19 protein-coding genes are annotated in these 26,569 nt (G+C 57.4%); 10 read left to right on the forward strand and 9 right to left on the reverse strand.

The window, feature by feature from the left end; translation table 11 throughout:
- Nucleotides 1-18 precede the first annotated feature (18 nt).
- From G437_RS0107025 to G437_RS0107045, 5 genes are all read right to left on the reverse strand, one after another.
- Nucleotides 19-1,263 (reverse strand): extracellular solute-binding protein, encoded by a 1,245-nt coding sequence (locus G437_RS0107025; protein WP_024331861.1) that lies wholly within the window; start codon nucleotides 1,261-1,263, stop codon nucleotides 19-21.
- Between the two features lie 152 nt (nucleotides 1,264-1,415).
- Nucleotides 1,416-2,249 (reverse strand): class II fructose-bisphosphate aldolase, encoded by an 834-nt coding sequence (locus G437_RS0107030; protein WP_024331862.1) that lies wholly within the window; start codon nucleotides 2,247-2,249, stop codon nucleotides 1,416-1,418.
- Nucleotides 2,250-3,152, reverse strand: a complete 903-nt coding sequence (locus tag G437_RS0107035; protein ID WP_024331863.1) for a 1-phosphofructokinase family hexose kinase — start codon at nucleotides 3,150-3,152, stop codon at nucleotides 2,250-2,252.
- Nucleotides 3,153-4,097, reverse strand: a complete 945-nt coding sequence (locus G437_RS0107040) for an ROK family protein (RefSeq protein ID WP_024331864.1) — start codon at nucleotides 4,095-4,097, stop codon at nucleotides 3,153-3,155.
- Entirely contained in the window at nucleotides 4,097-4,978 is an 882-nt protein-coding gene (locus G437_RS0107045) for an SIS domain-containing protein (protein WP_024331865.1), read from the reverse strand. The genes G437_RS0107040 and G437_RS0107045 overlap by 1 nt, the downstream gene beginning before the upstream one ends.
- A 241-nt stretch (nucleotides 4,979-5,219) precedes the next feature.
- Here G437_RS0107045 and G437_RS0107050 point away from each other — a divergent pair, with 241 nt between their 5' ends.
- The 7 genes from G437_RS0107050 (at nucleotide 5,220) to G437_RS0107080 (ending at nucleotide 13,672) form a co-directional block, all read left to right on the forward strand.
- Entirely contained in the window at nucleotides 5,220-6,008 is a 789-nt protein-coding gene (locus G437_RS0107050) for a DeoR/GlpR family DNA-binding transcription regulator (RefSeq protein WP_024331866.1), read from the forward strand.
- Nucleotides 6,005-6,802 (forward strand): nucleotidyltransferase family protein, encoded by a 798-nt coding sequence (locus G437_RS0107055; RefSeq protein ID WP_024331867.1) that lies wholly within the window; start codon nucleotides 6,005-6,007, stop codon nucleotides 6,800-6,802. The genes G437_RS0107050 and G437_RS0107055 overlap by 4 nt, the downstream gene beginning before the upstream one ends.
- 9 nt (nucleotides 6,803-6,811) lie before the next feature.
- The gene (locus tag G437_RS0107060) at nucleotides 6,812-8,119 is read left to right on the forward strand and encodes a galactokinase family protein (protein WP_051141911.1); all 1,308 of its coding nucleotides are present in this window, start codon (nucleotides 6,812-6,814) and stop codon (nucleotides 8,117-8,119) included.
- Nucleotides 8,112-10,340: a 1,3-beta-galactosyl-N-acetylhexosamine phosphorylase gene (gene gnpA, locus G437_RS0107065; RefSeq protein ID WP_029769430.1), complete on the forward strand. Its 2,229-nt coding sequence runs from the start codon at nucleotides 8,112-8,114 to the stop codon at nucleotides 10,338-10,340. The genes G437_RS0107060 and gnpA overlap by 8 nt, the downstream gene beginning before the upstream one ends.
- 103 nt (nucleotides 10,341-10,443) lie before the next feature.
- Nucleotides 10,444-11,763, forward strand: a complete 1,320-nt coding sequence (locus G437_RS0107070) for an ABC transporter substrate-binding protein (RefSeq protein ID WP_024331870.1) — start codon at nucleotides 10,444-10,446, stop codon at nucleotides 11,761-11,763.
- Between the two features lie 23 nt (nucleotides 11,764-11,786).
- Complete coding sequence (locus G437_RS0107075) at nucleotides 11,787-12,755, forward strand: carbohydrate ABC transporter permease (protein WP_024331871.1); 969 nt, start codon at nucleotides 11,787-11,789, stop codon at nucleotides 12,753-12,755.
- A complete protein-coding gene (locus G437_RS0107080; RefSeq protein WP_024331872.1) occupies nucleotides 12,752-13,672 on the forward strand; it encodes a carbohydrate ABC transporter permease in 921 nt (306 codons plus the stop codon). Before G437_RS0107075 ends, G437_RS0107080 begins: the two co-directional genes overlap by 4 nt.
- Here the strand turns inward: G437_RS0107080 and G437_RS0107085 are convergent.
- Nucleotides 13,669-15,864: a LamG-like jellyroll fold domain-containing protein gene (locus tag G437_RS0107085; RefSeq protein ID WP_024331873.1), complete on the reverse strand. Its 2,196-nt coding sequence runs from the start codon at nucleotides 15,862-15,864 to the stop codon at nucleotides 13,669-13,671. The genes G437_RS0107080 and G437_RS0107085 overlap by 4 nt on opposite strands.
- A gap of 150 nt (nucleotides 15,865-16,014) precedes the next feature.
- On the opposite strand from G437_RS0107085, the gene G437_RS0107090 reads away from it, so the two are divergent.
- Both G437_RS0107090 and G437_RS0107095 read left to right on the forward strand, forming a co-directional pair.
- Nucleotides 16,015-17,589, forward strand: coding sequence for a lysine--tRNA ligase (locus G437_RS0107090; RefSeq protein ID WP_024331874.1), 1,575 nt, complete (start codon nucleotides 16,015-16,017; stop codon nucleotides 17,587-17,589).
- Nucleotides 17,590-17,670: 81 nt separating this feature from the next.
- Complete coding sequence (locus tag G437_RS0107095; RefSeq protein ID WP_024331875.1) at nucleotides 17,671-19,296, forward strand: glycerol-3-phosphate dehydrogenase/oxidase; 1,626 nt, start codon at nucleotides 17,671-17,673, stop codon at nucleotides 19,294-19,296.
- Here G437_RS0107095 and G437_RS0107100 read toward each other — a convergent pair.
- Complete coding sequence (locus tag G437_RS0107100) at nucleotides 19,293-19,859, reverse strand: NYN domain-containing protein (protein WP_024331876.1); 567 nt, start codon at nucleotides 19,857-19,859, stop codon at nucleotides 19,293-19,295. The genes G437_RS0107095 and G437_RS0107100 overlap by 4 nt on opposite strands.
- Nucleotides 19,860-20,003: 144 nt before the next feature.
- Between G437_RS0107100 and G437_RS0107105 the strand changes: the two genes are divergently transcribed.
- Nucleotides 20,004-23,633, forward strand: a complete 3,630-nt coding sequence (locus G437_RS0107105; RefSeq protein ID WP_024331877.1) for an endo-alpha-N-acetylgalactosaminidase family protein — start codon at nucleotides 20,004-20,006, stop codon at nucleotides 23,631-23,633.
- A 55-nt stretch (nucleotides 23,634-23,688) separates the two neighbouring features.
- On the opposite strand, the gene G437_RS0107110 is transcribed toward G437_RS0107105, so the two are convergent.
- Nucleotides 23,689-24,411 (reverse strand): PspA/IM30 family protein, encoded by a 723-nt coding sequence (locus G437_RS0107110; RefSeq protein WP_024331878.1) that lies wholly within the window; start codon nucleotides 24,409-24,411, stop codon nucleotides 23,689-23,691.
- Between the two features lie 33 nt (nucleotides 24,412-24,444).
- Nucleotides 24,445-26,436, reverse strand: a complete 1,992-nt coding sequence (locus G437_RS0107115; protein WP_024331879.1) for a TPM domain-containing protein — start codon at nucleotides 26,434-26,436, stop codon at nucleotides 24,445-24,447.
- Nucleotides 26,437-26,569 lie beyond the last annotated feature (133 nt).

Genomic DNA, 26,569 nt, shown 5'->3' on the forward strand with positions numbered 1-26,569 from the left:
GCGCTCCCACCTGGAGGATTAGTCTTGTTCTGCTTGGTCTTGAATTTGTTTTAGAACGGTCTTGGGGTCTTCGCTTGCGATCTTGCCAATGTTGGACTGGATTGCCCCTTGGGTGGACTGCCACTTCGGGTTTGTGAAGGGGTAGAACTTCGCCTTGGGGAGCAGCGGGATGAATTCCTTGGTGGTGGGATCGTCCTTTAGGGCTTCGCCAGCGGATTTAGTGATGGGAATGAACCCGAGCGTAGAAACGAACTTGGGGTAGGCGGCGTCGGAGTAGAAGTAGTCAAAGAACTTCTTGATGGCCTCTTTTTTGTCGCCGTCATTTTCGAAAGCCATCAGGTGGTCTGCCACGCCGAGGGTAATTTCGGACCCGTCCTTAGTGGGGATCGGGGCAATCTTGTAGTTCAGATTGGGGTTTTGTTCCTCGATCAGTTTCTTGTACTGGGGTAGGCCCACTACCATGCCGAGTTTGCCTTGGAAGAAGGTCTTGCCTAGCGGAGTGCGCTGGGCAGAACCGGGGTTGGCTTCGGTTGCTCCTTCTTTAATGAGCTTTTGCATGAACTGGGCGGCTTCAATGTTGGCTTTCTGGTTTACCTCGATCTTTTTTTCGTCCCCGTAGGAGCCGCCGGCCCCGAAGAACCAGATTGCGGCCTCGGCTTGAGCTTCTTCGTTGCCCAGGGGCATCCCGTAACCGTCGACCCCGTCTTTACCTAGGGCTTTAATTGCCTTGGCGTCTTTTTCCAGCTCGTCCCAAGTTTTGGGAGGAGCAGAAATGCCGGCTTCTTTGAACAGATCTTCGTTGTAGAAGAGGGCGCGAGCCGAGGCGAACAGGGGCAGCCCGTATTGGGTCCCATCCATTGAAGCGTTCTTGCGGAACGATTCTTCGATATTTTGCAAGGTTTCTTTAGAGGTGACCTCGTCGGCACTGTAGAGTAGATCTTCGCCGGCAAAATCGGTGAATGAATCGATATTTAGAATGTCGGGGGCTTTGCCGGCTTGAATATTTTGCCGGACGACGTCATTGATGTTTTCCCAGGATTCGACCTGCAGGTCGACTTTGATCTTGGGGTTTTCCTTCTTGAAACCGTCGATTACCTGCCCCCACAGTTCCTTCACGTTGTCCGTGTAGGCCGGAACCAGCATTTTCAGGGTGGTTCCTTCTTCGGGGGCAGATTCGTTCTTGGCCTGCCCACATCCGGCGAGGGTAAAAGCGGCTGTGGCAGCCGTAGCCGCCGCTAGTACCCGCATCTTTGCGTTGCGCATATCAATCCCTAACTGTTTCGTGCACCTCTGTGTGCATCGGATTAAAGTATGCGCAACGCAAGGGTAGGAAAAGGATAAGACCGGCCTCTATTAGAAACTTCTAATGTGCGACCTGCGCTTTTATTCTCGTCTCGTCCTCTTTCTGACAACTATTACGCGTTGTAGAGGCGAAGTAGGCGAGCGACTTCGGCACCCACCTTCGCGTCGGCAGGGCCCATGTATTTGCGTGGATCGACTAACTTCGGATCTGCGGCTAACCCCTCGCGCACCTGCTGGGTGAACACCACGTTCAAGTGAGTAGACACGTTGATTTTTGTCATCCCGGCTTTGATCGCGCTTGCCATACCCTCGTCGGGTACCCCGGAAGAGCCGTGCAGCACCAGCGGGACTGGCACCTGGTCGCGAATTTGGGAAATCAGCTCATTGTCGAGGACGGCGTCGCGAGTTGCCATGGCGTGAGAAGATCCGACTGCAACTGCCAGCAGGTCAACGCCCGTGTCGGCCACAAACTTTGCGGCGTCCGCCGGGTTAGTGCGGGCGGAAGGGTCGTGTACCCCGTTTTTGCCGCCTACCTCGCCGAGTTCGGCTTCGACTGAAACCCCCCGCTCGCGGGCGTAGCGCACGACCTCGGCGGTGGCCTCCCGGTTTTGTCGGTCTGGCAATTTAGAGCCGTCGTACATGACCGAGGAAAATCCCATGTCGATGGCGTCAACGCACAGCTGCTGGTCTTCAGCGTGATCTAGGTGTACCCCCACAGGTACCTGCGCCTGTTCGGCCAGTGCGAGTAGGCCGGAAGCTAGGGGAGCAAATTTGCCGTGCCATTTGACGGCGTTTTGGGACAGCTGCAAGATCACGGGCAGGCCGGTCTCTTCTGCGGCTTCGACAAACACTTCGGCGTGGTGGAGCAAAACTACGTTGAACGCTCCGAGCCCGACTCCGGCTTTCGCGGCTTCGCGGGCGAGGGCGGCGGTATCACTTTTAGGCATTTATTCCTCCAAGAGTTTTTGGTACAGGGCTTGGTCGAAAGCGCCGGCTGTGGGGGCGGCTACCGTAGCTGCCGCCAGGGCAGAGGCACGGTTTAGCCAGCTGGTTAGTTCTGGTTTAGAGGTGGGAATCTCTCCGGTTTTGGCTAGGGATGCGGCCAGCGAGGCCACAAGAGAATCGCCCGCTCCGGTGGGGTTGCCGTGTAGGCGCACCCCTGGGGGAACGTTCACCTGCAGGGAAGGGGTGAAAGCGGAAAGGCCTGCGGCTCCGCGCGAGCACACCACCGCTTTGGCGCCAAGGCCAAGAAGGCGGGTGGCGCCGGCTTGAAGGGCATTCTCCCCGGTGGCTTCGGCCAGCTCAACCTCGTTGGGCTTTAGCAGGTCGGCCCCAGCCTGCGCGGCTGCCACAAGGGCCTGCCCGGAGGTGTCCACTACCGTGTTGGAACCGGCACTGCGGGCTGCCGCCAGCAGCTTAGTTAAGGTGCCGGGGGCGGTGTGTGGGGGGAAAGAACCGCAGATCGTAACTACCTTTGCCCGCGCGGCCAAAATGACGTGGCTGAGACGTTCCCAAAGCTCTTCCGTCTGGGGGAGGCCGGCCTCGTTAAAAATAGTCGCGTCGGAATCGTCGACCACGTTTATGGTTTGGCGGGTGGGCACCTGGCTGGCGATGAATTTGGGTACCACCGCGGTCTTTTCTAATAGTTCGCGGACCCTTAGCCCATTAGCCCCACCAAGCGGACCGGTGGCAGAAACCTCGTTGCCGAGAGCGGCCAGCACGCGCGCCACATTTAGTCCTTTGCCTCCGGCCTCGGCCAGGGGAGTAACCCTGAAGGAAACTCCCCGCTTTAGGTGGTCTACCTGGTAGGTGATGTCTAGGGCGGGATTGGGGGTAACGGTCAAAATCATTTACATCGCCGCCGGGAAACTGATGGGCAGGGCCTGCCACATTGCGTGCGAATCGAATGAGCGCACGGCGGCCCCCAAGGCCTGGGAATACTTTCCTAAAGTAGCCTTGCGCAAGGGGGCTTCGGGCAGCAGCGGAGAATAAGAGCGCAACTGTTTGGCAAGAGGCTCCAGCAGGAGCGGTCCAGCCTCGGCCATGCCCCCTCCTACGACCACTGGGATTGGGCCCAGCAAGTGGATCGCAGCCGAAATGGAACGCGACAGCTCGGCCACCCCAGAATTGATGATGTGCCTGGCCAACTCGTTGCCCGAAGCAGCTAGGTCGAAAACTTCCCGGGCCCCCGCCTCGGGGGCAAGCAGGTGCGGAGCGGCGGTGTGCATCCGGCGCGCAAACGCCGAGGCCGAACACACCTTTTCTAAGGTTGTGGTTTGCCCGGGCTGATCCGGGTCGGGTACCAGATGCTGGCCTATTTCACCCGACCAGGGGTGGGCGGCTACGGGATAGCCGTCGATGATCAAAGCGGCAGAAATGCCCGTGCCTAACGCGACGTAGAGGGAATCGGCCTCGGCGGCGCCCCAGCGGGATTCGCCCAGCGCCCCAGAGCGCACGTCGTGGGCTAGTACCACGGGTACTTGCAGCCGTTCTGCAAGGGCCTCGCGCAGGGGGTAGTTTTCCCACCCCAGGTTCACCGAATACACGCCCACGCCTGCCGCTTCGTCTACAATGCCGGGCACTGCCACAGTAACCGTGGCAACGACCTCGTCGATGCCGGCTAGTACGGAGGGGGCACGCATTTGTTGATACAGGTTTGCCACGGCCTCAACCACGTCGGCGGCATCCCGCGTTTGGGGAGTGGGAGCTGACCAGTCGGCGGCCAGTTTGCCATCCTGGTCTACGAGGACGGCCTTTATATTGGTGCCGCCGACGTCTATCCCGTAGGCGTGCATTAGTGTTGGCCTTCACTAAGAATTACAGAGCGGGTCAGGTGACGAGGGGTGTCGGGGTTGAGTCCGCGGTTTTCAGCGCGCCCTACAGCTAGCCGTTGGGCAAGTACCAGGTGCGCGAGCGGGTGCAATTTACTAGTCACAAGTTCGGCGCCGGTCTTATTCACCTGTTCAGCTAAGCCGACAGGCAGAGGGCCGAAGCCCCAGACCAGCCGCCCCGGCTGGGCGATCGAAATTGGGCCGTGGCGGTATTCCATTGCCGGGTAGGATTCGGCCCACGATTGGGAGGCCTCCCTATTTTTGAGGGCGGCTTCGTTGGCTAGCCCGATAGTCCAACCGGTACCTAGGAAAGTAACCTGTTCGGCCTCTATCCACGACTGTGGCAACTCTGCCTCTAGCGCTTTTTCGCAATCGAGCGCGGCCGCCTCTACGTCCTCGCCTAAGGTCGACAGCAACAGTGCCAGCGCAGTAGTGGCAAAACGGGTCTGCACTACCGAGCTTTCGTCGGCGAAAGCCAGCGTAATCTCGTCGTCTGCGTACTCGCTGCCCGGCCCCGGGGTTACGGCGGTAATTAACACGTTTGGGATGGAGTGCTTGCGGGTGGCCTTGAGCAGGTCCACGATCTCGGTCGTAGTGCCGGAGCGGGAGATGCAAATGACCTTGTCCCACTCGCCCAGCGGGAATTCAGTGGCGGTGTAGGCGAAAGTTGGTTGGCCCGTCTTCACCTCGCGCATGCGGGCGTAGGCCTGGGCCATGAACCAGGAAGTGCCGCAGCCGACTACGGCTACTCGGCCCTTTTCGATTTTGAGGGCGGAGGCGTCGACTTCGCTGGTTTTGCGCCAAGTTTGTGGCTGAGATTTGATTTCTTCACTGGTAAGCGACATTGCTGCACCTTTCTGATTCGTAGGTGCTTCAAGGCTAGATTTTGGCGTCGATTGGGGTCAATAGTAGGTGGTGTTTCGAGGGCGGAAATGCTGTTTTAAGCAGAACTGATCAGCTGGCAAAAAGGCCTGTGAAGTGCGCATATGATGATTGCTCAGCTAAGTTGACTAAAATTGCTTGCAAAAAAGTGATTGGTTATGACAGGATTTGCTTGTTCGCAACCGGCTAGCAAAGGAGTGGCAGGTGGACAGGCAGGATCGGCAGTCAAAAATTGTTGACTTGGTCATCGAACGCGGCAGCGTGCACGTAGACGAAATAGTAGCCGCCCTGAAAGTCTCGCCCGCTACCGTCCGTCGCGACCTGGACATGCTAGCCGAGCAGCAGCTCATCACCCGCATCCGCGGGGGAGCCAAAGCCAACTCCACCTCGGGCGAACTGCCGATGCGCTACCGCACTTCCAGGCAGTGGGACGAAAAACAGGCGATCGCAAGGCGCGCCTGCCTGCTGCCTAAACCCGGTTCGGTAGTTAGCTTCAACGGCGGCACCACCACCACCGTCGCCGCCTACGAATTAGGGGTCCGCACGTCCTCGGAAAGAGCCTTTATTGGGCACCCGCTCACAGTTGTGACCAATGCCGTCAACATTGCCAACGACCTTACGGTTAGGCCCAACGTGCAGCTAGTGGTTATTGGCGGGGTGGCGCGTTCCCGCTCATACGAATTGGTAGGTTCGCTCGCTCAGGCCGTTTTAGAGCGCATCAACGTTGGACTCCTATTTTTAGGAGTAACCGCCGTCGATATAGAATCGGGAGGCATTTATACGAACAACGAAGCCGAAGCTGCAGTGAACGCCGCTTTGGTCGAAGTGGCTCAGAAGGTTGTAGTTTTGGCGGACCACACAAAAATTGGCGAACGCGCCTTCGCCAACATCTGCTCCTTCGCGAAGGTCGATAAACTGATTACCGACGCCGGTGTCAGTGCCGACCAAATAGCCGCGCTACAACAACACGGAATTGAGGTCACCGTAGCATGAGCACGCGCAAGGCAGTCATCATGGCTCGAGGTCTCGGCACTCGCATGCGCGCCGACGACGGCACAAAACTCGAACAGTCCCAGCAAGGAGCCGCCGACGCGGGAACCAAGGGGCTGATCAACGTGGGGCGCCCCTTCCTCGACTACGTAATTTCCGCCCTCGCCGACGCCGGCATTGACCAGGTGTGCCTGGTAGTCGGCCCCGAACAGAAGGCCTTTGCCAACTACTACGATTCAGTGGAAAAAACGCGCGTAACCCTAACGTATGCAATTCAAAAAGAGCCGCTAGGTACAGCCGACGCGGTTGCCGCCGCCAAAGACTTCCTTACCGAGGGCGCACTAGTGTTGAACTCGGACAACTACTATCCCGTTTCTGCCCTGCAGGCCCTGGCTCAACAAGAAGGCTGCGCCACCGTGGGCTTTGACCGCGACGGGCTGGTAGCAAATTCCAACATTCCCGCCTCCCGCATCGCCGCCTTTGCGGTTATGGACACCGCGGCAGGCCAGCTGAAAAACATCGTGGAAAAACCTTCCCAGGCACAGCTAAAACAAATGCCCCAGGCCCCCGTGTCAATGAACTGCTGGCGCTTCACCCCGCAAATTATCGACGCTTGCGCACACATTTCCCCCTCGGGGCGCGGCGAATATGAAATTGTCGATGCCGTGCGCTACCTGCTGGAGGCCGGCACCTCGGTGGCAGTGGTGCCGTCAAAAGAAGGCGTGCTCGACATGTCCTCTAGGCGCGACATCGCCGCAGTCGGCAAAGCGCTTGAACACGTAGCGGTCAGGCTGTAAACAATGTCCATGGATCCCGTCCTATACCCCACCGGCCCGGTCACCGGGGCAATAAACATTGCCGCCAAAGTATCCACCCCGGACGCGCTAACCGCCCCCGTAGACCAAGTCAGCTGGTTCGTACCCGGCCGCATCGAAGTACTAGGCAAACACACCGACTACGCCGGAGGCCGGTCGCTGCTAGCCGCGGTAGACCGGGGGATCACCTTCAAAGCACGCCGCTTAGACCAGCCGCTAGTGCGCGTATATTCATCCGCTATAGGCGAGAGCGTAGACATCGCGATCGACGGGGAAACCCCGCCCCTGCCACCCGGGCACTGGGCGGCCTACCCCGAAGCAGTCGTAGCCAGGCTTGCAGCCAACTTTCCCGGCCACGTTCCCGGGGCCCAAATCGAGGTTGACTCCACATTGCCGTTGGCTTCCGGCATGTCTTCGTCCTCGGCAATGGTGATCGGCATTGCCCGCTGCCTCATTGATCTGGGCGGAATAGCCAGCCTGGCGTTGTTTCGCAGGCACATTCGCGATTACGAATCGCTCGCCGGATACATGGCCTGCATCGAAAACGGCATGACTTTCGGCGATCTGAAAGGCCGGCGCGGAGTGGGTACGTTCGGAGGCTCCGAAGACCACACGGCAATGCTCTGCTGCGAAGAGGGCAAGCTGGCCGAGTACTCTTTCTCGCCGGTCCGGCGGCGCGCACTCGTGCCGGTCCCGAAAGGTTACGCGTTCGTGGTTGCCGTGTCGGGAGTATTAGCCGAAAAAACGGGAGCAGCCCGCGAAGCCTACAACCGCGTCTCGCTGGCCGTTCGCGAAATCGTGGGACTGTGGAACTCCGACACCGGCCGTTCTGACGCTTCTTTAGCCGAAGCTATCGCATCTTCGGAATACGCCCTCGAACGCATGCGCGAACTAGTCGGCGACGAAACCTATTTGCGCCGCCGCCTAGACCAGTTTTATGCCGAATCTGAAGAGATCGTGCCCCTGGCCGCAGACGCGCTCGCGGGCAGCCATCTACAGGCGTTTGGGGAACTTGTAGACAGGTCCCAGGAATTGGCCGAGTCGGGCCTCGAAAATCAGGTGCAACAGACCGTGTTCCTAGCACATTCGGCGCGGCGTTTGGGGGCGGTTGCCGCCAGCGCTTTTGGGGCCGGCTTCGGTGGAAGCGTGTGGGCACTTGTGAAGCGTGACGAGGCCGAAGCTTTCGCTAGCAAGTGGCTAGCAGAATACTTGAGTTCCTTCCCCTATTTGAAAGACACAGCGGCCACGTACGTGGCGGAATTTGCTGGAAGAGCCTATCGGAGGAGCACCAATGGATAGTGGCCGGTTGACCCTGCCAATCGAAGAGGGCATGGACTCGCAGCTGCGCGAGCTAGTGCAAAGACTGAAGCCTGATGCTGTGCGCAATTCTGACGGCACTGCGCTGCCCGCAGTGGCTAAAGAATTGGTTGACAAGGTGTACGCCACCTACTTCCCGTCGCGGGGGGATCACGACTGGTCACGGGCCCACCCGGACCAGCGTGTACACCAGTACCTGATGAGCAGGCGCCACGTGGGAGGGGGCGAACCGCTGCACATAGACGTTATGGAGGGGTACTTCTCCCAGCAATTTGCCCCCGAAATGGACTGCGACAAAAGTAAGTACTGGCAGGTGATTGACCGTACTACGAACAGCGAGGTTCCCTATGGGCAGTGGTCGGTTCGCCAGGCTCCTGCGCGGGCCATCGACAGGGCAGCAGAGGCAGCGAACTCTGGCCCGCAGGATCCGGAGGCGGCCTCGGCGATAGTAACTATCGAGGACCCAGAGCCGTTCCACGAATACACCGTGAACTTCCTGGCCCGCCAGATTTGGGACTCGACTCAGATCTACAACTACCTAACTAACGACTGGGCGGCGGACCCGAACCGGAAAAAAGACAAAACTTACGATCCTGCTTACGCCCAGACCTGGCAGTTCATGCAGCGGGCATTGAAGGAATGGTTGGGGGAACACCCCGAGGTGGATGTGGTGCGTTTTACCACTTTCTTTTACCATTTCACGTTGGTGTTCGGCGAAGATGCCCGCGAAAAGTACGTGGATTGGTTCGGGTACTCGGCGGCCGTGTCGGTTCCGGCTCTGGAAGAATTTGAGCGAGTGAAGGGCTACGCGTTGCGCCCTGAGGACTTCGTCGATGCCGGCTATTACAACTCTCCCTTCCGCCCTCCACGTAAACGGTTTTTGGATTGGATTGACTTTGTCTCCTCCCAGGTTGCGGACAAGGCAAAGGTGCTTGTCGAAACCACACACGAGGCCGGTCGCGAGGCCATGATGTTTCTAGGTGACAATTGGATTGGCACTGAGCCCTACGGCAAGTATTTCAGCCAGATCGGTTTGGACGCCGTGGTGGGGTCTGTGGGCAATGCGGCCACCTGTCGCATGATTAGCGATATCGAGGGCGTGCGCTACACCGAGGGCCGCTTCTTGCCATACTTTTTCCCTGACGTGTTCAATCCCGAGGGTGATCCTGTGGGGGAGGCCAACGAGTCGTGGTTGGGAGCGCGCAGGGCTATCATTCGCAATCCGCTAGATCGGATGGGCTACGGCGGCTACCTGTCGTTGGCGGTCGCGCACCCCGATTTTATCGAGCGGGTCGAACAGATCGTCGCCGAATTCCGTTCGTTGCATTCGGTTTCGGATGGCCAGCGCCCTGAAAATAGCCGCATAAAGGTGGCAATTGTGAATGCCTGGGGCTCGTTGCGTGCCTGGCAGACCCACATGGTTGCCCACGCCCTGCACTACCGGGAAGCCTATTCTTACGTGGGCGTTATCGAGGCTCTGGCGGGACTTCCTTTCGATGTGAAGTTCATGTCTTTTGCTGACGTTCAAAATGGCGGTTTAGAGGGGATCGACGTCGTGATCAACGCCGGCTCGGCCGGTACTGCCTTCTCGGGTGGGCCGGTTTGGGAGGACCCGGCGCTGGTAGTTGCTATGCGAGAGTTTGTGGCCGGTGGGGGCGGCTTTATTGGGGTCGGCGAACCTACCGGGCTCACTGCCAAGGCGGCAGGGACTAGTGGTGTCACGTTCGCTCTAGCCGATGTGCTGGGGGTCGACCGCGAACGCGATTGGTCGCTATCTACTGACAAGTACCCGCGCAGGGCACGGGAGCACTTTGTCACCGCAGATCTGGATAGCCCCTTCGTCCCTGGGGAGGCTTTAGCTGGCGTGTTCACCACCACGGGCACCTCGCTTGCCCACACAGAGGGCGGCGTTTCGCTAGCGGTAAACGAATATTTTGGAGGGCGCGCAGTCTACGCGACGGGCATGGCCTATTCGGTTGCAAACGCGCGCCTGTTACACCGGGCTATCTACTGGGCAGCGGGTGCCGAGGGCGAGTGGGAGCAGGCGGGGCTGTGCTCTAACCCGGCTCTGGAGGTAGCGCACTATCCCAACGGCAAAATCCTGGTAGCAAATATCACGGGCAGTGATCAGTCCGGGATTATTTCAGGCTTTTCAACCGAGCCCGTAAACGTTCCATCTATGCAGGTCAAGTGGGTTAAATGAGGTTTTTTGAGGACTTTTTCAAAGGCCGGAGGGGAGGAGCCGGGAAATAAACTAGTTCCGTAGTTGCTTACATTTATTGTTCACTTCAATGAAGAGGTTACCAATGAGAAATTTCAAAAAAGCTGGCGCTGGCGTAGCTGTGTTAGCGCTTGCATCCCTATCCTTGGCGGCATGCTCTTCGGGCACCGACAAGGCAGACAAAGACACCAAGGCTTCTAATTCTTCTGACACTCAGATTCAGTTCATCCATCGTCTGCCCGACGGCGACGGAATGACGAAGGTTGACGAGATTGTCCAGAAATGGAATAAGGAAAACCCTGACAAACAGGTCAAGGCAACCAAGTTCGACGGCAAGGCGCAAGAACTTACCAAGAAGCTCGAAACTGACATCAAGGCCAACAATGGTCCCTGTCTGGCGCAGCTCGGCTACTCTGAGGTGCCCGAGATGTACACTAAGGGGCTTGTCGAGGACGTAACGAAGCAGGCCGAAACCTACAAAGACAAGTTCGCTGCAGGCCCGTTCTCGCTGATGAGCGTCGATGGAAAGACGGTGGGGCTACCGCAGGATACCGGTCCGCTCGTCTACTACTACAACAAGGCAGAGTTCGAAAAGCTGGGCATTACAGCTCCTAAGAACTTGGACGAGTTCAAGGCTGCTGCTAAGAAGGCTGCTGCCGCTGGCAAGTACATTGCCGATTTCCAGCCCGACGAATCTGCGTTCTGGCTCTCCGCGCAGGCTGCTGCCGCTGGTGACAGCTGGTACAAGGTAGAAAACGACAAGTGGGCAGTAAAGACTGACGGCGAAGGTAGCCAGAAGGTGGCTGCGCTCTGGCAGGATCTGCTGGATAACAAGGCCGTCCTCACCGAAAACCGTTGGGATGACTCCTTCAAGAAGGCTTTGGGCGAGAAGAAGCTGATTGGCACTATCGGTGCTGCTTGGGAAGCCCCGCTGCTGGTTGACGACATGGCCGGAACCGACAACGAGGGCCAGTGGGCTGTAGCCCAGTTGCCCGATTTCGGGCAGGGCGTAAAGTCGGGTCCCGACGGTGGCTCGGGCGTAGCCGTTATGAAGGGTTGCAAGGCTGTAGATGCTGCAGTCGACTTCGCCGGCTGGTTCAACACCCAGATTGAGCCGCTGGTATCGCAGGGTCTAGTTGTTGCCGCCAAGGGCGACGTGAAGACCCCCGAAAAGATCTCGAAGTTCTACGGCGGCCAGGACGTATTGGCAGAGCTGTCGAAGGCCAACGAAGTAATGGCTCAGGACTTCGGATACATGCCCGGATTCAGCGGTGTGATGGAAGAAATGAACAAGACGGCAGCTAACGCTGCCACCGGCGAGAAGAAGGTTGCCGACATCTTCAAGACTGCGCAGGACGCCTCGGTGAAGTCCTTGCAGGATCAGAAGCTGCCGGTCGCTAACTAGAGTCTAGACAGTAAGGAAGAACAGTGAGTGCAGAAAAAGTTCGCGGCTCCTCTAGTGTGTCTGCGGTGAGTGCGAAACGGGGGTCAAGAGCCCGTGAAAGGCACGACGCAAGAACCGGATGGGCGTTCATGGCGCCTTTCTGCCTCTTGTTCGTCCTGGTTTTCCTGATCCCCATTTGCGTCTCCATATTCTCGTCCTTCTTCGTGCAGGAAGCCTCGGGAGGCGGCGCATTTGGGGGCGGGGAAACCGTCTCTAACTTCGTAGGGTTAGCTAACTACAAGACCGTAGTCACTAACCCTGAGTTCTGGCATGGCATGGGCAGGGTAATTTTGTACACCCTGTTCCAGGTGCCAATCATGATTATCTTGGCGCTTATTTTTGCGCTGCTTTTGGATTCGTTCCTAACTAAACATGTGACGATCTACAGACTTGGCTACTTCTTGCCGTTCGCTATCCCAGGCATCGTGGCAGCAATGATCTGGCTGTATTTGTACACTCCGGAACTGTCCCCAATCGTAGCTGGGCTCTCGCATCTGGGCCTAGACGTAAACTTTCTTTCGCGCAACGTAATTTTGGCCTCCATGGCTAACATGACTACCTGGACCTACACGGGCTACAACATGCTCATCTTCCTAGCTGCTTTGCAGGCTATTCCAGGGGATTTGTCGGAGGCCGCACGTATCGACGGAGCAACTGGTTTCCAGATAGTTACCAAAATTAAGATTCCGCTGGTTCGCGGCGCCGCCCTCCTGGCGGTCTTGCTGTCAATCATCGGTACCGTTCAGCTCTTCAACGAGCCCGCAATCATGGCCACCACCCAAACCTGGATGGGTAAGGCCTACACTCCAATGATGATGGCCTACAACACCATGATGGGTAATCTCTCGCCTTCTGGCGATGGGCCCGCGTCGGCCGTCTCAATCGTGATGGCAGTGTTCGCCGGCGTCCTAGCTGTTGTGTACGCCCTCGTAGATAGGAAGACCGCAAAATGAGCACCAAAACAACCAAAAGCGGAATCACCTACCGGCCTTCGCTCGAGGGCGTGCCGGTACGTTCGGTAGCTCCTTCAACCGCCGCAAAATGGCTTACCACCGGTCTGCTGCTGCTAGCTCTGGTCTACTTCCTGTTTCCCGTGTACTGGGTGATCATTGCCTCGTCGAAGTCCAACCCGGAGCTGGTAAATTCCTCCGGCGTCTGGTTTGCCGGCGGCCCGTCTGGGATCGTTGAAGGTTTTGCAGCCAACTACCACAGGCTGATGAGTTGGACCCACGGAATGTTCTGGCGGTGGGTGGGTAACTCGCTGCTGTATTCGACGGTGGCCGGCATAGTTGGCACCCTCATTTCAGTAATGGCCGGATATGGGTTGGCGAAGTTCCGTTTCCCCGGAAAAAATGTGGCCATGGGCGTAATCATGGGGGGCCTGCTGCTGCCGGTTGCACTGCTGACCATCCCCATGTACATCGTCTTCCAGCACCTGGGCCTAACTAATACCATGGCGGCAATTATTATTCCCTCGTGCGTGAGCCCCTTCGGGGTGTTCTTGGGGCGTGTTTACGCCCAATCTTCGGTGCCTACTGAACTAATAGAGGCGGCTCGTATCGATGGCGCCTCTGAAGCACGCATCTTTTTCACGATGGTGTTGCGCCTACTAGCCCCCGCAATGGTTACGATCTTCCTCTTTATTTTTGTGGCTACTTGGAATAACTTCCTTTTGCCGTTGATGATGGTCTCGAGCCCCGAGATCAAACCGGTCACCTTGGGCCTGTACGGGATGATGAGTTACTTCAACCCCGAAAAGGGAGCCGTAATGATGGGCGCCCTCCTCGGGGTTGTGCCACTTATTGTGTTGTTCTTGGGGCTACAGAAATACTGGCAGTCTGGACTGGCAGCAGGTTCTGTAAAGGGCTAACCCCTGCGGCGGCGCAGGTAAAGAACCGCTCCGCCGGCTAGCACTAGAACTACTACCGCTCCAAGTACAAGCGGCATATTGACACCGGTGTGCGAAAGCTTCGAGCTAGCGGCCCCCTTGTGGGTGCTCGGCTGCGCGGGCTTTTGTGCGCCGGTGTTTTGCTTAGTCTGGCCGGTGGCGGTTGGCTGGTTGCCCTTTCCAGGCTGTTCGGTGCCGGGCTGGGCGGGGCCCTGCTGGCCAGTGCGAGCGGTGAGCCATTCGGCTCGCTTCAACGGATGGTCAACAATGCGGGTCTCACCAATGTTTCCGAAGAAGCCGGTGTTCGGTTCGCCGTTGTACAGTGAACCGCCAATGATCCAGGGAAGGTTGTTGATGGAACGCAACCCGTGGACGCCGTAGGTGGCGCGTAGGGTGGGAGCCCCGTCCACGAACATGGTCACCGAATCTGCGGCCGGGTCGTCGACCACCGCGATGTGGTGCCATTTTCCTACGGGAATTTCGCTAGACCAGTTGGAGTGCCCAAGCGAAGTTTTCTCGGCGTCGGCAAAGGCCCACTGGACCTCTCTCAGCGAGGAAATGGCGCCTGCGAGCGGGGGTTCTTCAATGTCGGAGTCCTCCCCAAAATTCTTGATGTCCGAGCGTTTGCCGCCGCGGGTAACGAAAGCCATCCAGTGGTTGGCTTCCGAGAAGTTTTTGTCGATCTTGACGAAGGTTTCGAAGGTGTAACCCTTCTTGAACTCCTGCCCATTTAAGGGCGCGTCGTCCTTAGTTTGGAAGCGGGCAAAAACGCCCTTGCCCTGAGGAGTGAAGTACACAGACTTTGCAGCCGCAGAATCTTGGGGGACGTCCTCGGAAAGGGACGCGGCATCGGCAGGGCCGGTGAGTGCCATGTCGTTGCCATTGCCAGTAAGATCCTTCAAAGCTAAGCCCTTTTCCTTCACCGGACGCCAGTGAGCCAAAGTGCCGCGCACCTGCGGATAATCAGCCTCGCCCTTGGGGGCGGGCTTTTCAATAGCTTCTGCCGGGGTGAAGCCGCGTTCAATCCACGCTCGCAAGTCTGCAGTGGAAGAAGCCACACTGCCCTCGGGCTTATAGGTGGCTCCAAAGGCTTCGAAACGCTTCTTGAAGTCGATGGGATAACTGAAGGTAGCGCCCTTAGAAGTGTCGATCGCCTTGTCAAAGGGGGTAACCTGCTTCTGCGATTTCTGCATTACCCAGGGGCTGAAGGAAGTCTGCGACAGCTGGTTATGGGTGAAGTCGAATTCCAGCAGTGACATTTTTCCGTTGCCGCCCTGATAGGCACCCTGGAAGTCGATTAATTGCTCGAACACGTCCAGGCCCGCATCGTTTTTGAGGACGCGGTTCGTGGCCCCGTGGTGGTGGCCGTTTAGGGTGAGGAACACCTGCGGGTGGTTGCGGATAATCTTGTCCCACAGCTTGTCGCCGTAGTCGGTGGCTAGAGGATTGCCCTCCCCGTCCACATTGATGATCTGGTGGGAGGTGACGATAGTAGGAATAGTGGGGTTCTGGTCCAAAATCTTGCCTGCCCAGGCAATTTCGGCGTCGTCGCCGTGCCAGGGCAGGTTGACGGAGGCCATCTGCACTCCCGCCACTTTGAACAGGTGGAAGTTAGAAAGGCCCGAGGGCGAAGCCTTTTGGAACGTAGAAGACTTAGCTTGCCTAGACACGGGGAAGTTCTTCTTGTAGGTGCCGAAAAGATCGTCGGGGCTGCCATTCCATTCAGGGACGCAGTCGTGACAATCGTGGTTGCCCGGAAGGATCGCGTAGGGAACGCCCGCGTCCTCGAGCTTCTTTTGGGAGGCTGAAGCTAGTGCCCACTGGCCGGGAACCTGCATCTGGTCTACCACGTCACCCAAGTGTTGGGTGATGCCAATGTGGTAGTCCTTGGAGTGGTCGATGATCCACTGCACCTGCGAATCGTAGGGGTTTGGTAGATCGGGGAAATTCTTTCCGTACTGATTGTTCTGCGTTTCGCCGTAGCGGGCATAGAACTGGGTGTCAGGAAGAACGGCAATGGAGCCGCGTGCGCCCTCGGAAGTATTCAGCTCAGTGCCGCCGGCTACGGAAGCAGCTGGTTCCGGGGTTGTCTCTGCGCTGGCCACAGAGCCGAGGCCAAGCGCGGTCATAGCAATGGCGGTTACCCCCGCCAGGGTTTTGTGTAAAAATCTCACGGCGCTAAAACTAACCGGCCATTTTTACGCGTAGTTGACGTTGCGGTTAACCGCAGGTAGACAAAATGTAAGTTGCCGGGTTCTGCACCTAAAGGAGGACGGTTTGCGAGACTACCTCCTCTGTTGAATCTACCTGTACACTTGTTAACCGTGGCACAAAAAGAATCGAATGAAGCAGTAGACGTCAATGTAGATCAACCTGAGCAGGTGCGTGTTCGTGCGGCTAAGCGTGAGCGGCTGCTTGCGGAGGGGCGTAATCCGTATCCTGTGTTGGTGCCGGTTACGGCTTCTATTAGTGAGGTTCGCGCTAAGTATGGTGATCTTGGTGCGGGGGATGAGACTGATGATTTTGTTGGTGTTGCTGGGCGGGTGATGCTTTCGCGTAATACTGGCAAGTTGTGTTTTGTTACGTTGATGGATGGTGAGGGCAACAGGTTGCAGGCTATGTTGTCGGCTCGCGAGATCGGTGCTGATTCATTGAAGAGTTACAAGGCCGACGTTGACTTGGGCGATCACTTGTTTGTGTATGGTCGGGTTATTTCTTCGCGTACTGGCGAGCTGTCGGTTATGGCCACTCCGGGGAGCACTCCTGATGAGCGTACCGGGGTTGTTCCTCCGGCATGGATGCTTACGTGTAAGTCCATTTTGCCTTTGCCGAAGACGTTTGAGGGCAAGGATGGGGCGTCGGTGCTGTCTGAGGAGCAGAGGGTGCGTAGGCGTGAGCTGGATATGATTATGCGGCCGCGGGCGCGTGAGATGGTGCGTCTTCGTGCTCGCGTGGTGAAGTCTTTGCGTGATTACTTTGATGAGCAGGGCTTTATCGAGATGGAGACTCCGATTTTGCAGAACCTGCACGGTGGGGCGGCGGCTCGTCCGTTTACCACTCACATGAATGCTTATGACACGGATCTGTACTTGCGTATTGCGCCTGAGCTGTTCTTGAAGCGGTGCCTGATTGGTGGCATTGAGCGCAACTTCGAAATTAACAGGAATTTCCGTAATGAGGGCGCTGATTCTTCGCACTCGCCTGAATTCACCATGCTTGAGGCCTACGCGGCTTACGGCAACTACGACACTATTGCCCAGTTGACCAAGGAATTGATTCAGAACGCGGCTGTGGCTGCTACTGGGTCTACGCTGGTTACTTTGGCTGATGGTACTGAGTATGACTTGGGTGGGGATTGGAAGGAGATGGATTTGTATTCGACTCTTTCTGAGAAGATTGGCGAGCAGATCACTCCCGAGACTCCGCGTGAGCGGCTGGTTGAGCTGGCTGAAGAGCGCGGGATTGTTGTCGAGGACTACTACGTGCCGGGCAAGTTGGCTGAGATGTTGTGGGAAGAAGAGGTTGGCGATGATTTGTATGAGCCGACTTTCGTGAAGAATTTCCCTGAGGATACTTCTCCGCTGGTCAAGCAGCATCGGTCTCGTAAGGGTGTTGTAGAGAAGTGGGATTTGTACGTGCGCGGGTTTGAGTTGGCTACTGGGTATTCGGAGCTGAACGACCCGGTGGTTCAGCGTGAGCGTTTCGAGAAGCAGTCTTTGGATGCGGCTAATGGTGATCCTGAGGCTATGGAAGTTGATGAGGAGTTCTTGCAGGCTATCGAGTTGGGCATGCCCCCGGCTGGTGGTATGGGCATGGGGATTGATCGCTTGCTCATGGCTATTACCGGCCTTGGTATCCGCGAGACCATCACCTTCCCACTAGTCAAACGACAGAGCTAACTAAGAGGCAAAGGTGGCTCCGCGTTAGCGGAGCCACCTTTTTTTAGTGGTAGATTTTAGCTGAGCCGAAAAGGGGGACAGGTGGTAGATTCGCAGCTCAACGCCCACAGCAGGGAACAAGCCATAGCGCAAATGAGTGCGGGCAAGATCTTCGACGTCCTCGTAATTGGGGGAGGCATAAATGGGGCTGGAATTGCCCTTGAAGCTGCTAGCCGGGGCCTGCAGGTGTGCCTTGTGGAAGCTCAGGACTGGGGCGAGGGAACGTCCTCCAGAACCAAAGGGATCATCCACGGGGGCATATCTTGGCTCGAAAATAATCAGCTGCGGCAGATAGCGAAAGTTGCCAACGAACGCGGAATTCTTTTGCAAAAAACCGCTCCCCACCTGGTGAAACTAATGCCCTTCATCTGGCCCATAGAAAAGGGACTGAAGGGGCGCATCCGGCAGCTCGGCATAGCATTCTTACACGACATGATTATCAGAGCCGGGGTGCGTGGGGCAGTGCCGCCCCCGCGAGCATGCGGAGTAAAAGAAGCTGTGCGTGCCTTTCCCTCGTTTGCGAAAAGCCCCTCGGCTGGGGCGCTGCGCTTTTTTGATGCGGTAGTAACAGATACCCGCCTAGTTATTGCCGTCTTGCGCACGGCCCGGCAATACGGGGCAGTAGTAGCTTCACACCTGCAAGCCACCAAAATCCTGCGCGATGCCTCTCAGAAAGTAAACGGGGCGCAGGTAGTAGACCAGCTGCAACCCGACCGGCAGTTTAGAATTAGGGCCCGCCACACCGTACTGGCTACCGGGCCTTGGGTGGCCTCGTCGAGCCTGCAAATGTCACCGGACCTTGCCGACAAGGTCCACCTGGAAAAGGGCATCAACATTGCTGTGCCGCGCCAGGCCATTCGCGGTTCCACGGGCGTTTGTCTATCCTCCGGCGGTCACCTGCTCAGCCTGGTTCCCAGGCGCACCCACTGGATCATAGGCACGGACTACCGCGCCTTTGCAGGGGATAAGGCAAAGCCGCCGGTTAGCGAACAGGAAATAGCTGCCCTGTTGGAACAAGTAAACGAACATCTGGCGGTGCCGCTAAGGCGGGACCAGGTGGTTGCAGCCTGGGCCGGGGTACGCCATCTGATTGCCGACCGGGACCATCCGCAGGGTGAACCTATGCGGTGGCCGCACATTTTAGATGTGGGCTCGGGGATTACCGCCATTTTTGGTGGGGCCATGACCTTGTACCGCCTTACAGCCGAGCGAACTGTAGACCAGATCCTGGCGCATTTGGGCAAATGGCAGCCCTCCCGCACAGCGAAGCTGCCGTTGGTTGGGGCAGCCGGCTACACAAAGCTGTGGAATACCCGCTATTCCGTGGCTGCCAACAGTGGCATAGATTCGGTACACGTGGCTTCGCTGCTCAACAGGTATGGCGACGAGGCCGAAATGCTGCTCGCCAAAATTCGTACTGATCCGCAGATGGGGCAAACTATTCCGGGCGCACAAGAGCGGCTCAAAGTGGAAATCTTTTGGGCCCTGCAAGCCGAGGGCGCGCTCACCCTCACCGACGTAATTGAGCGACGCCTTATGCTAGGGCGGCGCCATCAAGATGACGGCAAGGAGGCCGCCCCAGCAATCGCAGAAGTGGTCGCTGACGTGTGCGGTTGGGATAGTGCAAAGAAAGAAGCGGAACTAAACAGCTTCTTTGCCAGGCACTAAAGAATTTCGGTTGGGTCGAATTCCTCGAGCGGAATAATGTGCAACCTGGGTAGCGGAACCTGGAAGGCGTGCATGTCGTATTCCATGTCTATGATCTCGATGCCCTGCTCCACAAAGTCGTTGAAAGCAATCGACAAGAATTCGCGGAAGCACATGATTCCCACACGCCGTTCGTCGCTGAGCAAATCCTGCACCTGGGGAAGAAAATCTATGTCGTGGGTTCCCAAAATCACGTCGCCCTCGCCCTGATCCAAGATCGCGTCAAGGGTGCGCTGAATACCGATATCGACCACCTTGTCCTCGGGATTGGTGGACGAAAGTGGTACGGGCGTATAACCCATCGCAACTAGCGCTTGTACGAAGGCCATGGGGAGGTGTCCGGAAGAAGCGTTCAGGAAGAATAGGCCGTGGACCTCGCCTTCCCAATGTTCGTGGGCATATTCGAGAATGCGATCCCACCGGGGGCGTTCCTCAGACTCGGGGCGGTGGCCGAGGACAGACATGCCTAAAGTGGCGTCAATATTTTCCCCATCTATAACTACGTAAGTTAATTTATTACTCATGTTCTTTAGGCTACTAGCTGACCAGCCAATATTCCTAGGAAAAAAATCATGGAGGCTGCACAAAATGTTTTTTGTCGCCAAACTACTGTGAGTCCTCGCTGGGGGCAATATTGTTGTTCCTGAAAAACCGTCGAAGGGACAACGATGTCAATAACGCCGAAAAACTCTGGCGTGCTCGCGCGTGCGGGCGGTGCAGTTCTGGCTTCGGGAGCACTACTCTTTAGTGGGGTTTCCCTGGCAGTAGCAGACCCCGCTCCCACGCCCACTGATCAAGACAACTCGCAAGCGAGGATTGCCAAGGAGGGCGAAGACCATCCCGCTGCCCCCGCAAAAGATCAGCCCGAGCAGGCTGACGGAGCGCAGAAGGCCGAAGCGCCCGCCAAAAAACCCGCGCCCTCAGCTAAGAAGCAGGAGCCGGCTCCAAAGGGTGAGCCCGGCAGGCCTGCCGAGGGCGAAGAAACATCCCTGCAACTTTCGGATGGGACGCTGAAGGTGCAGATGGCCCGCGCTTATCCTGCCGTGTTGAAGTGGCAAAAAGACGGGCGGGAAGTAGCTGGGTCGGCTGAAAAAATTTCTTCTTTGCAGGTGGATGAGCAGCCGCAGAAGGCCGAATTCAAACTCGCCGAAACTGGCCCCGCGAAAGCTGTTTGGAAGGTGTCTCTGCCCGATCTCTCGGTAACCATGGATGCTGTGGCAACGGTTAGCGAGGGTACCTGGAAACTCACCCTCACGAATTTGGTAGATCCGCAGCACAAGGTACACCGGGTGCGCATTCCCGCCCTCGGGCTGGTAAAAGTAGCCCCTGAAGGGAAACTAGCGCTTACCCGCCTCAGCGTAGACCGCGAAAACAGCGGGGACCTGTTCACTACAGCTAAAGAACTGAAAAAGTCCTCGTACCGTTCTTGGCTCGCCGTCCCCACAACCGGTGGGCTTTCCTTCGGGATGGAATCGAATGCAGTAGACGACGGCAGTGCGAATTACCCGGAAAAGGATCTGCGCACGGATGGACGCTGGGAAACGCGTGCCGCTTCCACCGCAACCATCTATCCGGGCACCTTCACTTGGAGGGGAGCAGCTGCCACCGACGCCATTGGCAACGATGCTGACCCCTGGATTGGCATAAAACCAGTAGCCGACGCCAACAAAGATGGCAAAGTGGACTGGCAAGATGGGGCCACTGCCCTGCGCTCGCTGCGCAAGGGGCCAAACGGTTCCCAAGAAGTGCCAAACAAGGTGATCACCCGGATCCCCTTCAACATTGTTTCGCAAGCCACGCACCCGTTCTTGAGGACTCTTGACGACACGAAGCGCATTTCGCTCGCAACCGACGGGTTAGGGCAGCAGATTCTGCTCAAGGGCTACCAGGCAGAGGGGCACGACAGCGCCCACCCCGACTACGCCGGTCACTACAACGAGCGGGCAGGCGGGCTTGAGGATTTGAAGACTTTGGCAAAATCAGCCGCCAACTTCAACGCTAACCTAGGCGTGCACGTAAACGTCACAGAATCCTATTCAGAAGCGCATAACTTTAGTGAGGAACTGCTGAACTGGCCACCCCAAGCTGCCTGGGGGTGGATGAACCAGGCCTACACGATCGATTCGGCAAAGGACTTGGGCACCGGTAAGGTGTTGAATCGTTTTGCGCAGCTGCGCAAGGAAGTTCCCCAGAATTTGGACTGGGTTTACTTGGACGTCTACCGTGACTTCGGTTGGGAGCCGAACCGCCTGGGTGCAGAGCTGCAAAAGCAGGGTTGGAAAGTAGGGTCTGAATGGTCATACTCCCTGCCCGAGGTCTCTTTGTGGTCGCACTGGGCAAATGACGAAAAATACGGTGGCAGCAACAACAAGGGCATCTCCTCGAAGGTGTTCCGCTTTGTCGAGAACTCTCGGCGCGACACCTTCAACCCAGATCCGATCTTGGGTAATACCAACGTGGTCGAGTTCGAAGGTTGGACTGGCCACGTGGATTACGGCCCGTTCATTACTAACGTGTGGGAACGCAACTTGCCAACCAAGTTTTTGCAGAGCAGTCCCATTCGCAGTTGGGAAAAAGGAAAAATAACGTTTGAAAATGGCACCGTAGCCACCTCCCCCAAGAGCAAAATAGATGGGCGGACCATTCCTACCGATCGCCACATAACCTACGAGGGCAAGACGGTGTACAAAGATGGCGCGTATCTGTTGCCGTGGTCCGATGGCGGCCACGACAGGCTATACCATTACAACGCTCAGGGCGGCACCACCACGTGGGAACTGACCGGAAAATGGGCTGGGGTGAGCTCACTGAAGGTATACAGGCTTACAGATATTGGTCGCGAAGCACTCGGTACCGTACCGGTCTCGAACGGCCGGGTTACTTTGAAGGCCGCTGCCAAAACTGCCTACGTACTAGACACCAGCGACCGGACGGTAGATCCTAACTGGGGCGAGGGCAGCGGGATCTCGGACCCCAGCTTCTTCTCGGGAAACTTGGATGCGTACAGGGTCAAGGGCAAGGCGCGCGTGGTGCGCACAGACAGGGGCAATTTCCAGGCTGAGCTAGGCAAGGGCAACTCTTCGATTGCCACCACCTTTAGGGGAGGAAACTTGCCTGCGGGCACCTACAATGCCTCGGCGTGGATAGAAATAGATCCGCGCGCCGTACGCCAGGTGAACTTGCAAGTGTGTGGCGAGGGCGTAAAACCAGCGGGCACGCAACGCGCGATAGGGGGAATTCCCACCACTGTGCTGACCTCCACAACGGCAATTAACGCTACGGCCTCGGACGAGAAATTGGGAACCTACTTCCAACGTGCTCGCGTCACCTTCACCACCAGTGGGGGCAAAGTGAATTTCAAGATTGGAGCAGCAGCGGGTAACGCCAGGGTGAGCATAGACGATTTGCGGCTTACCAGTTACGTTCCGTCAAAGTCAGTGAAGAACGCGATTGTTGCCGAGGACTTTGAGCACCCAGACGTGGGCTATTGGCCCTTTGTCACCGGTGAAGCTAACAAGGGCGGGGATGCTCGCACTCAGCTTGCCGAACGCCACGAACCATACTCCCAGCGGGGTTGGTGGGGGCGCAATTCCGCCGGCCAGGTAGTGAAGGGGGCTAAGCTCATAGACAACGTGCTCGAGGGCAAGTGGTCGCTTATGGCACACGAGGAAAATCCCGGCTTGGTGCTGCGTACTACTACGGCTACGGTTCCGTTCCAAAAGGGACACAAGTATAAGGTGAGTTTCGACTACCAGGTGGCTCTGCCACACACTTACAAGTTTGTGGCCGGCATTGACCGGACTGGGAAGACTGAGCGCATAGTCGAGAACCAATTTGCCCCCACCCACGGCACCGCCCATTTCTCGAAGGTGATTGAAGTGGGCGAGGGCGCCTACTGGTTTGGGATTGAAAAGCTGGCAGGTGGTTGGCAATCGGATATGACTATTGACAATGTAGTGGTAGAAGATCTGACCCCCGAGCTCGAAGATCCAAACACCGCCCAAGTAGAGCCGTGTATGGAAGCCGAAACTGAACCGGGTACCGCTCCCTGTAGTGAGCCTGGAACGAAACCGGGTAGCGAACCGGGTGCAAAGCCCGCCCCGGGCAAAGACAGCGGACAGAACGCTAGCCAGGGCCAAAAGCCCAACGGGCAAGGCTCGGGCAAAGGCAATAAAGCCGCGCTCAAAAAGGGTCGCGCCCTAGCTGGTACAGGCGCCGGGGCTGCAGCTCTGGTAAGCGTAGCGGGCCTGTTACTTACAGGAGGTGGCATTATTTTAGCCCGCCGGAAGGAAGACTAAAATAAAAAGTTGCGCTCCCCAGGCCAGGGGAGCGCAACTTTATTTAAGGCTAGAACTACTCGGATTTTTTGTTCTTCAAAGCGGCCAGGCGAGCTTCGACCTCGCTTTGCTGACCCATCTTTTCGAGTTCCTCGAACTGCGATTCGAAGGAATCTTGCTGCAGCTCAATCTTGCCCGCAGCCTGGGCTTCTTGGCGGCGAATATTTTCTTCCCAGCGGCTCAGCTCAGAAGTGGGGTCCATGACGTTGATGGAACTCATGGCGTCGTGCACCTTGTTCTGGGCCTGCGCGGTCTTCTGCCTTGCCACAAGCTGGTCGCGCCTAGATTTCAACTGGTCGAGCTTGACCTTCATGTCATTCAGGCCAGCCTTGAGCTTTTCGACTACCTCGGTTTGCGAAGCGATCATAGGATCGGCAGTCTTGATCTGCTCTTCGAACTGCAGCTGCTTGGTTAGAGCCATCTTGGCCAGATTGTCGAACTTGTCGGCCTGGGCACTGTCCCCGCCGGCGCGCAGCTCGTCGGCTTTGGAAGAGGCCGCTTCGGCTTTGCGTCCCCACTCGGCCACCGCATTCTTATCTTCTTCGCGGTCGCGCTCGGCCAGGCGCAGGTTGCCCACGGTTTGAGCCACCGCATTCTGGGCGTCTGCGATCGAGTTCGTGTAGTCGCGGATGAGCTGATCTAACATCTTTTCTGGATCTTCGGCCCTATCTAGGAGGGCGTTGATATTTGCCTTTGCAAGTTGGGTGATGCGACCCAGGATTGATTGTTTTTCTGCCATTTTTAGCCTTTCTAAAGGTTGAAAATCTGAAAACTAGAATTTGCCGCCGCCGAAGGAACCGCCGAAGCCACCCCCGCCGCCGAAGGAACCGCCCCCGAAGGAGCCGCCGAAAGTGCCCCCCGACCCCCAGTCGGAGGAGTCCCAATCAGAAGAGCCCCAATTGGAGTGATGCCCGCCCGAAAGCAGTCCACCTAGCAAGAATGAACCAAAGTCGATACCTGGAGCCCGGTAGGCCTCCCGCATCTGCCCGCCGCCCCCGTCGCGTAGCTCGTTGATGGCCTGCAGCGCGTCCTTGTCGGCCTCGGTAACTAGGGCTACCGCGGTGGAAATGTCCGAATCTTCGAGTTGCCTGGCGTTTTCCAGCTTGTTCTTGGCCTGGGAGACTAGTGAACGCACCTCCACATCCACCACGCCGCGGTAGGGCGAGATTAGCGATTCGGCCTCGGAAATGTGCGCTTGGGCGCTCTGCTTGCGATCGTTGTAGATGCCAGCTTTGCGCGAGTCGCGTTCGTTTTGCTCGCGAATTGGGTCCAGCACATTGTCGAGGGCGTCCTCGGCAGTGCGGATGCGTTCGGCGGCCGCCAGCGGGTCGGCTTTGCCCGCCCGAGCTGATTGGGCGAAGGCGATAGCCTCCTTGGCTTCGGCCACTAGCGGTTCGAATAGTGACTGACCGCGTTTCTTGTTCTCGCGAGCTACGTCGTCTAGGTCGGAGCTGATAGAGCCAATAGCGCGCAGTAGGGACTGGTTTGATTCGGCCAGATTTTGCCGGGCATTCGTGATTCCGGAAAGTAGCCCGTTTGCCTGCGTAATAGCGCGCCGAGCCAGGTGTAGGCGCTCGACGGCCTGAGCGCGATCGTCGGCGGCGAATGCCTGCTTGCCGTCGGCAACAGTTTGGGCTGCAGAATCCAACAGGGCTTCCGCCTGGTCCGCGTTGTCTTCAATCGAGGACAGATTCACCCCCGGGAACGACAGGTGTAGGTTTTTCAATTCCTCGCGGGCAGCGGGCAGGCTGTCGCGCGATTCGTCAATCCTAGTCTGGGCATCGGCCAGCCCCTTGTCGGCCTGGGCCTGGTCGTTAGATAGGTCGGAAAACTCCTGACGTTTCGCCTGAATGATTTGCAGAGCAGTTTGGGCATGTTCAAGCACTTGGTTGGCCAGGGAATAGCGTTGGGAAGAATCCGAGGCCGAATTCATCTGCTTGAGCAATCCCAATGCCTGATCGCGTTCCTTTGAAGCGCTCTGATAGGCGGCCTGGAAAGAATCGGTGCGGGTAGTGCCGAACTGGGCTTTGGCGAACTGCACGTCCTCTTCGGCAGCGCGAACCGCGTTGTCGGCCTCTAGAGCAGCTGACCCAGCTTTAGAAACCGTCTGGTCGATTTGCTGGTCAGATGGGCCGGAAGCGGTGGGGGCATTAGCAGGCTTTCCGGAGGACTTGCGATTGCGCCACACAAAGAAACCAACTACGAGCAAGCCTATTAGCAGTACGGGCCCCACTCCGAGGCGTCCGATACCGCTTCCCCCGCCCGAGCTGTGGCCGGAACTGTTCCCCGGGGTGAGCTTAGTCATCTGTTCGGCCGCAGCGACCGAGGCGCCAGCCCAATCCTCACGAGAGAGTGCGGATACGGCAGCCTGGTCGATCTGCTCCTTTTGTGAATCGGAAAGGCGTACCTGGTCGCCATAGCAAAAACCGTAGTCGTGGGTGCGAACCGCAACTACTAGCAACACGTTGCGCCCCAACAGAGAAGATTTGCGCAAAGTCTGTTCGCACCAGGCGTTGGTGGATTGCCCAGAAAAATCGTTCACATAAACGGCATTGAAATTGCCGGCCTTAGAAGATCGGGTCTGTTTGGCAGCCTCGCGAGCCTTGGCTAGCTGACCCGAATCCATCACTTGGGCACGATCCGAAATCATGTCCTCTATCGAATAGGGGTCCTCGGCTAGGGCAGGTGCGGGGAGGGCGAAAACTACCGCCGCGGTTGCAGCTAGAACTGCTCCTGCCTTACGAACAAAAGAAAAACGCGTCATGGGTGCATTATCGCAAGTATTAGCGGCTTTTGCCTGCCTAGCTGCAACGAGATTCGCGGGATGCGAAAAACGCACTATAGTGAGCAACGAAATAACGTCCGGCGACTTAGCTCAGCTATCATTAGGTGACGTA

The sequence above is a fragment of the Winkia neuii subsp. neuii DSM 8576 genome, from assembly GCF_000420405.1.
Taxonomy (GTDB): domain Bacteria; phylum Actinomycetota; class Actinomycetes; order Actinomycetales; family Actinomycetaceae; genus Winkia; species Winkia neuii.

Excerpts from the sequence above, each read along its gene's own strand:
- G437_RS0107025 (WP_024331861.1), bottom strand. The coding sequence starts at position 1,263 with ATGCGCAACGCAAAGATGCGGGTACTAGCGGCGGCTACGGCTGCCACA.
- G437_RS0107030 (WP_024331862.1), bottom strand. The coding sequence starts at position 2,249 with ATGCCTAAAAGTGATACCGCCGCCCTCGCCCGCGAAGCCGCGAAAGCC.
- G437_RS0107035 (WP_024331863.1), bottom strand. The coding sequence starts at position 3,152 with ATGATTTTGACCGTTACCCCCAATCCCGCCCTAGACATCACCTACCAG.
- G437_RS0107040 (WP_024331864.1), bottom strand. The coding sequence starts at position 4,097 with ATGCACGCCTACGGGATAGACGTCGGCGGCACCAATATAAAGGCCGTC.
- G437_RS0107045 (WP_024331865.1), bottom strand. The coding sequence starts at position 4,978 with ATGTCGCTTACCAGTGAAGAAATCAAATCTCAGCCACAAACTTGGCGC.
- G437_RS0107055 (WP_024331867.1), top strand. The coding sequence starts at position 6,005 with ATGAGCACGCGCAAGGCAGTCATCATGGCTCGAGGTCTCGGCACTCGC.
- G437_RS0107060 (WP_051141911.1), top strand. The coding sequence starts at position 6,812 with ATGGATCCCGTCCTATACCCCACCGGCCCGGTCACCGGGGCAATAAAC.
- gnpA (WP_029769430.1), top strand. The coding sequence starts at position 8,112 with ATGGATAGTGGCCGGTTGACCCTGCCAATCGAAGAGGGCATGGACTCG.
- G437_RS0107070 (WP_024331870.1), top strand. The coding sequence starts at position 10,444 with ATGAGAAATTTCAAAAAAGCTGGCGCTGGCGTAGCTGTGTTAGCGCTT.
- G437_RS0107080 (WP_024331872.1), top strand. The coding sequence starts at position 12,752 with ATGAGCACCAAAACAACCAAAAGCGGAATCACCTACCGGCCTTCGCTC.
- G437_RS0107100 (WP_024331876.1), bottom strand. The coding sequence starts at position 19,859 with ATGAGTAATAAATTAACTTACGTAGTTATAGATGGGGAAAATATTGAC.
- G437_RS0107105 (WP_024331877.1), top strand. The coding sequence starts at position 20,004 with ATGTCAATAACGCCGAAAAACTCTGGCGTGCTCGCGCGTGCGGGCGGT.
- G437_RS0107110 (WP_024331878.1), bottom strand. The coding sequence starts at position 24,411 with ATGGCAGAAAAACAATCAATCCTGGGTCGCATCACCCAACTTGCAAAG.
- G437_RS0107115 (WP_024331879.1), bottom strand. The coding sequence starts at position 26,436 with ATGACGCGTTTTTCTTTTGTTCGTAAGGCAGGAGCAGTTCTAGCTGCA.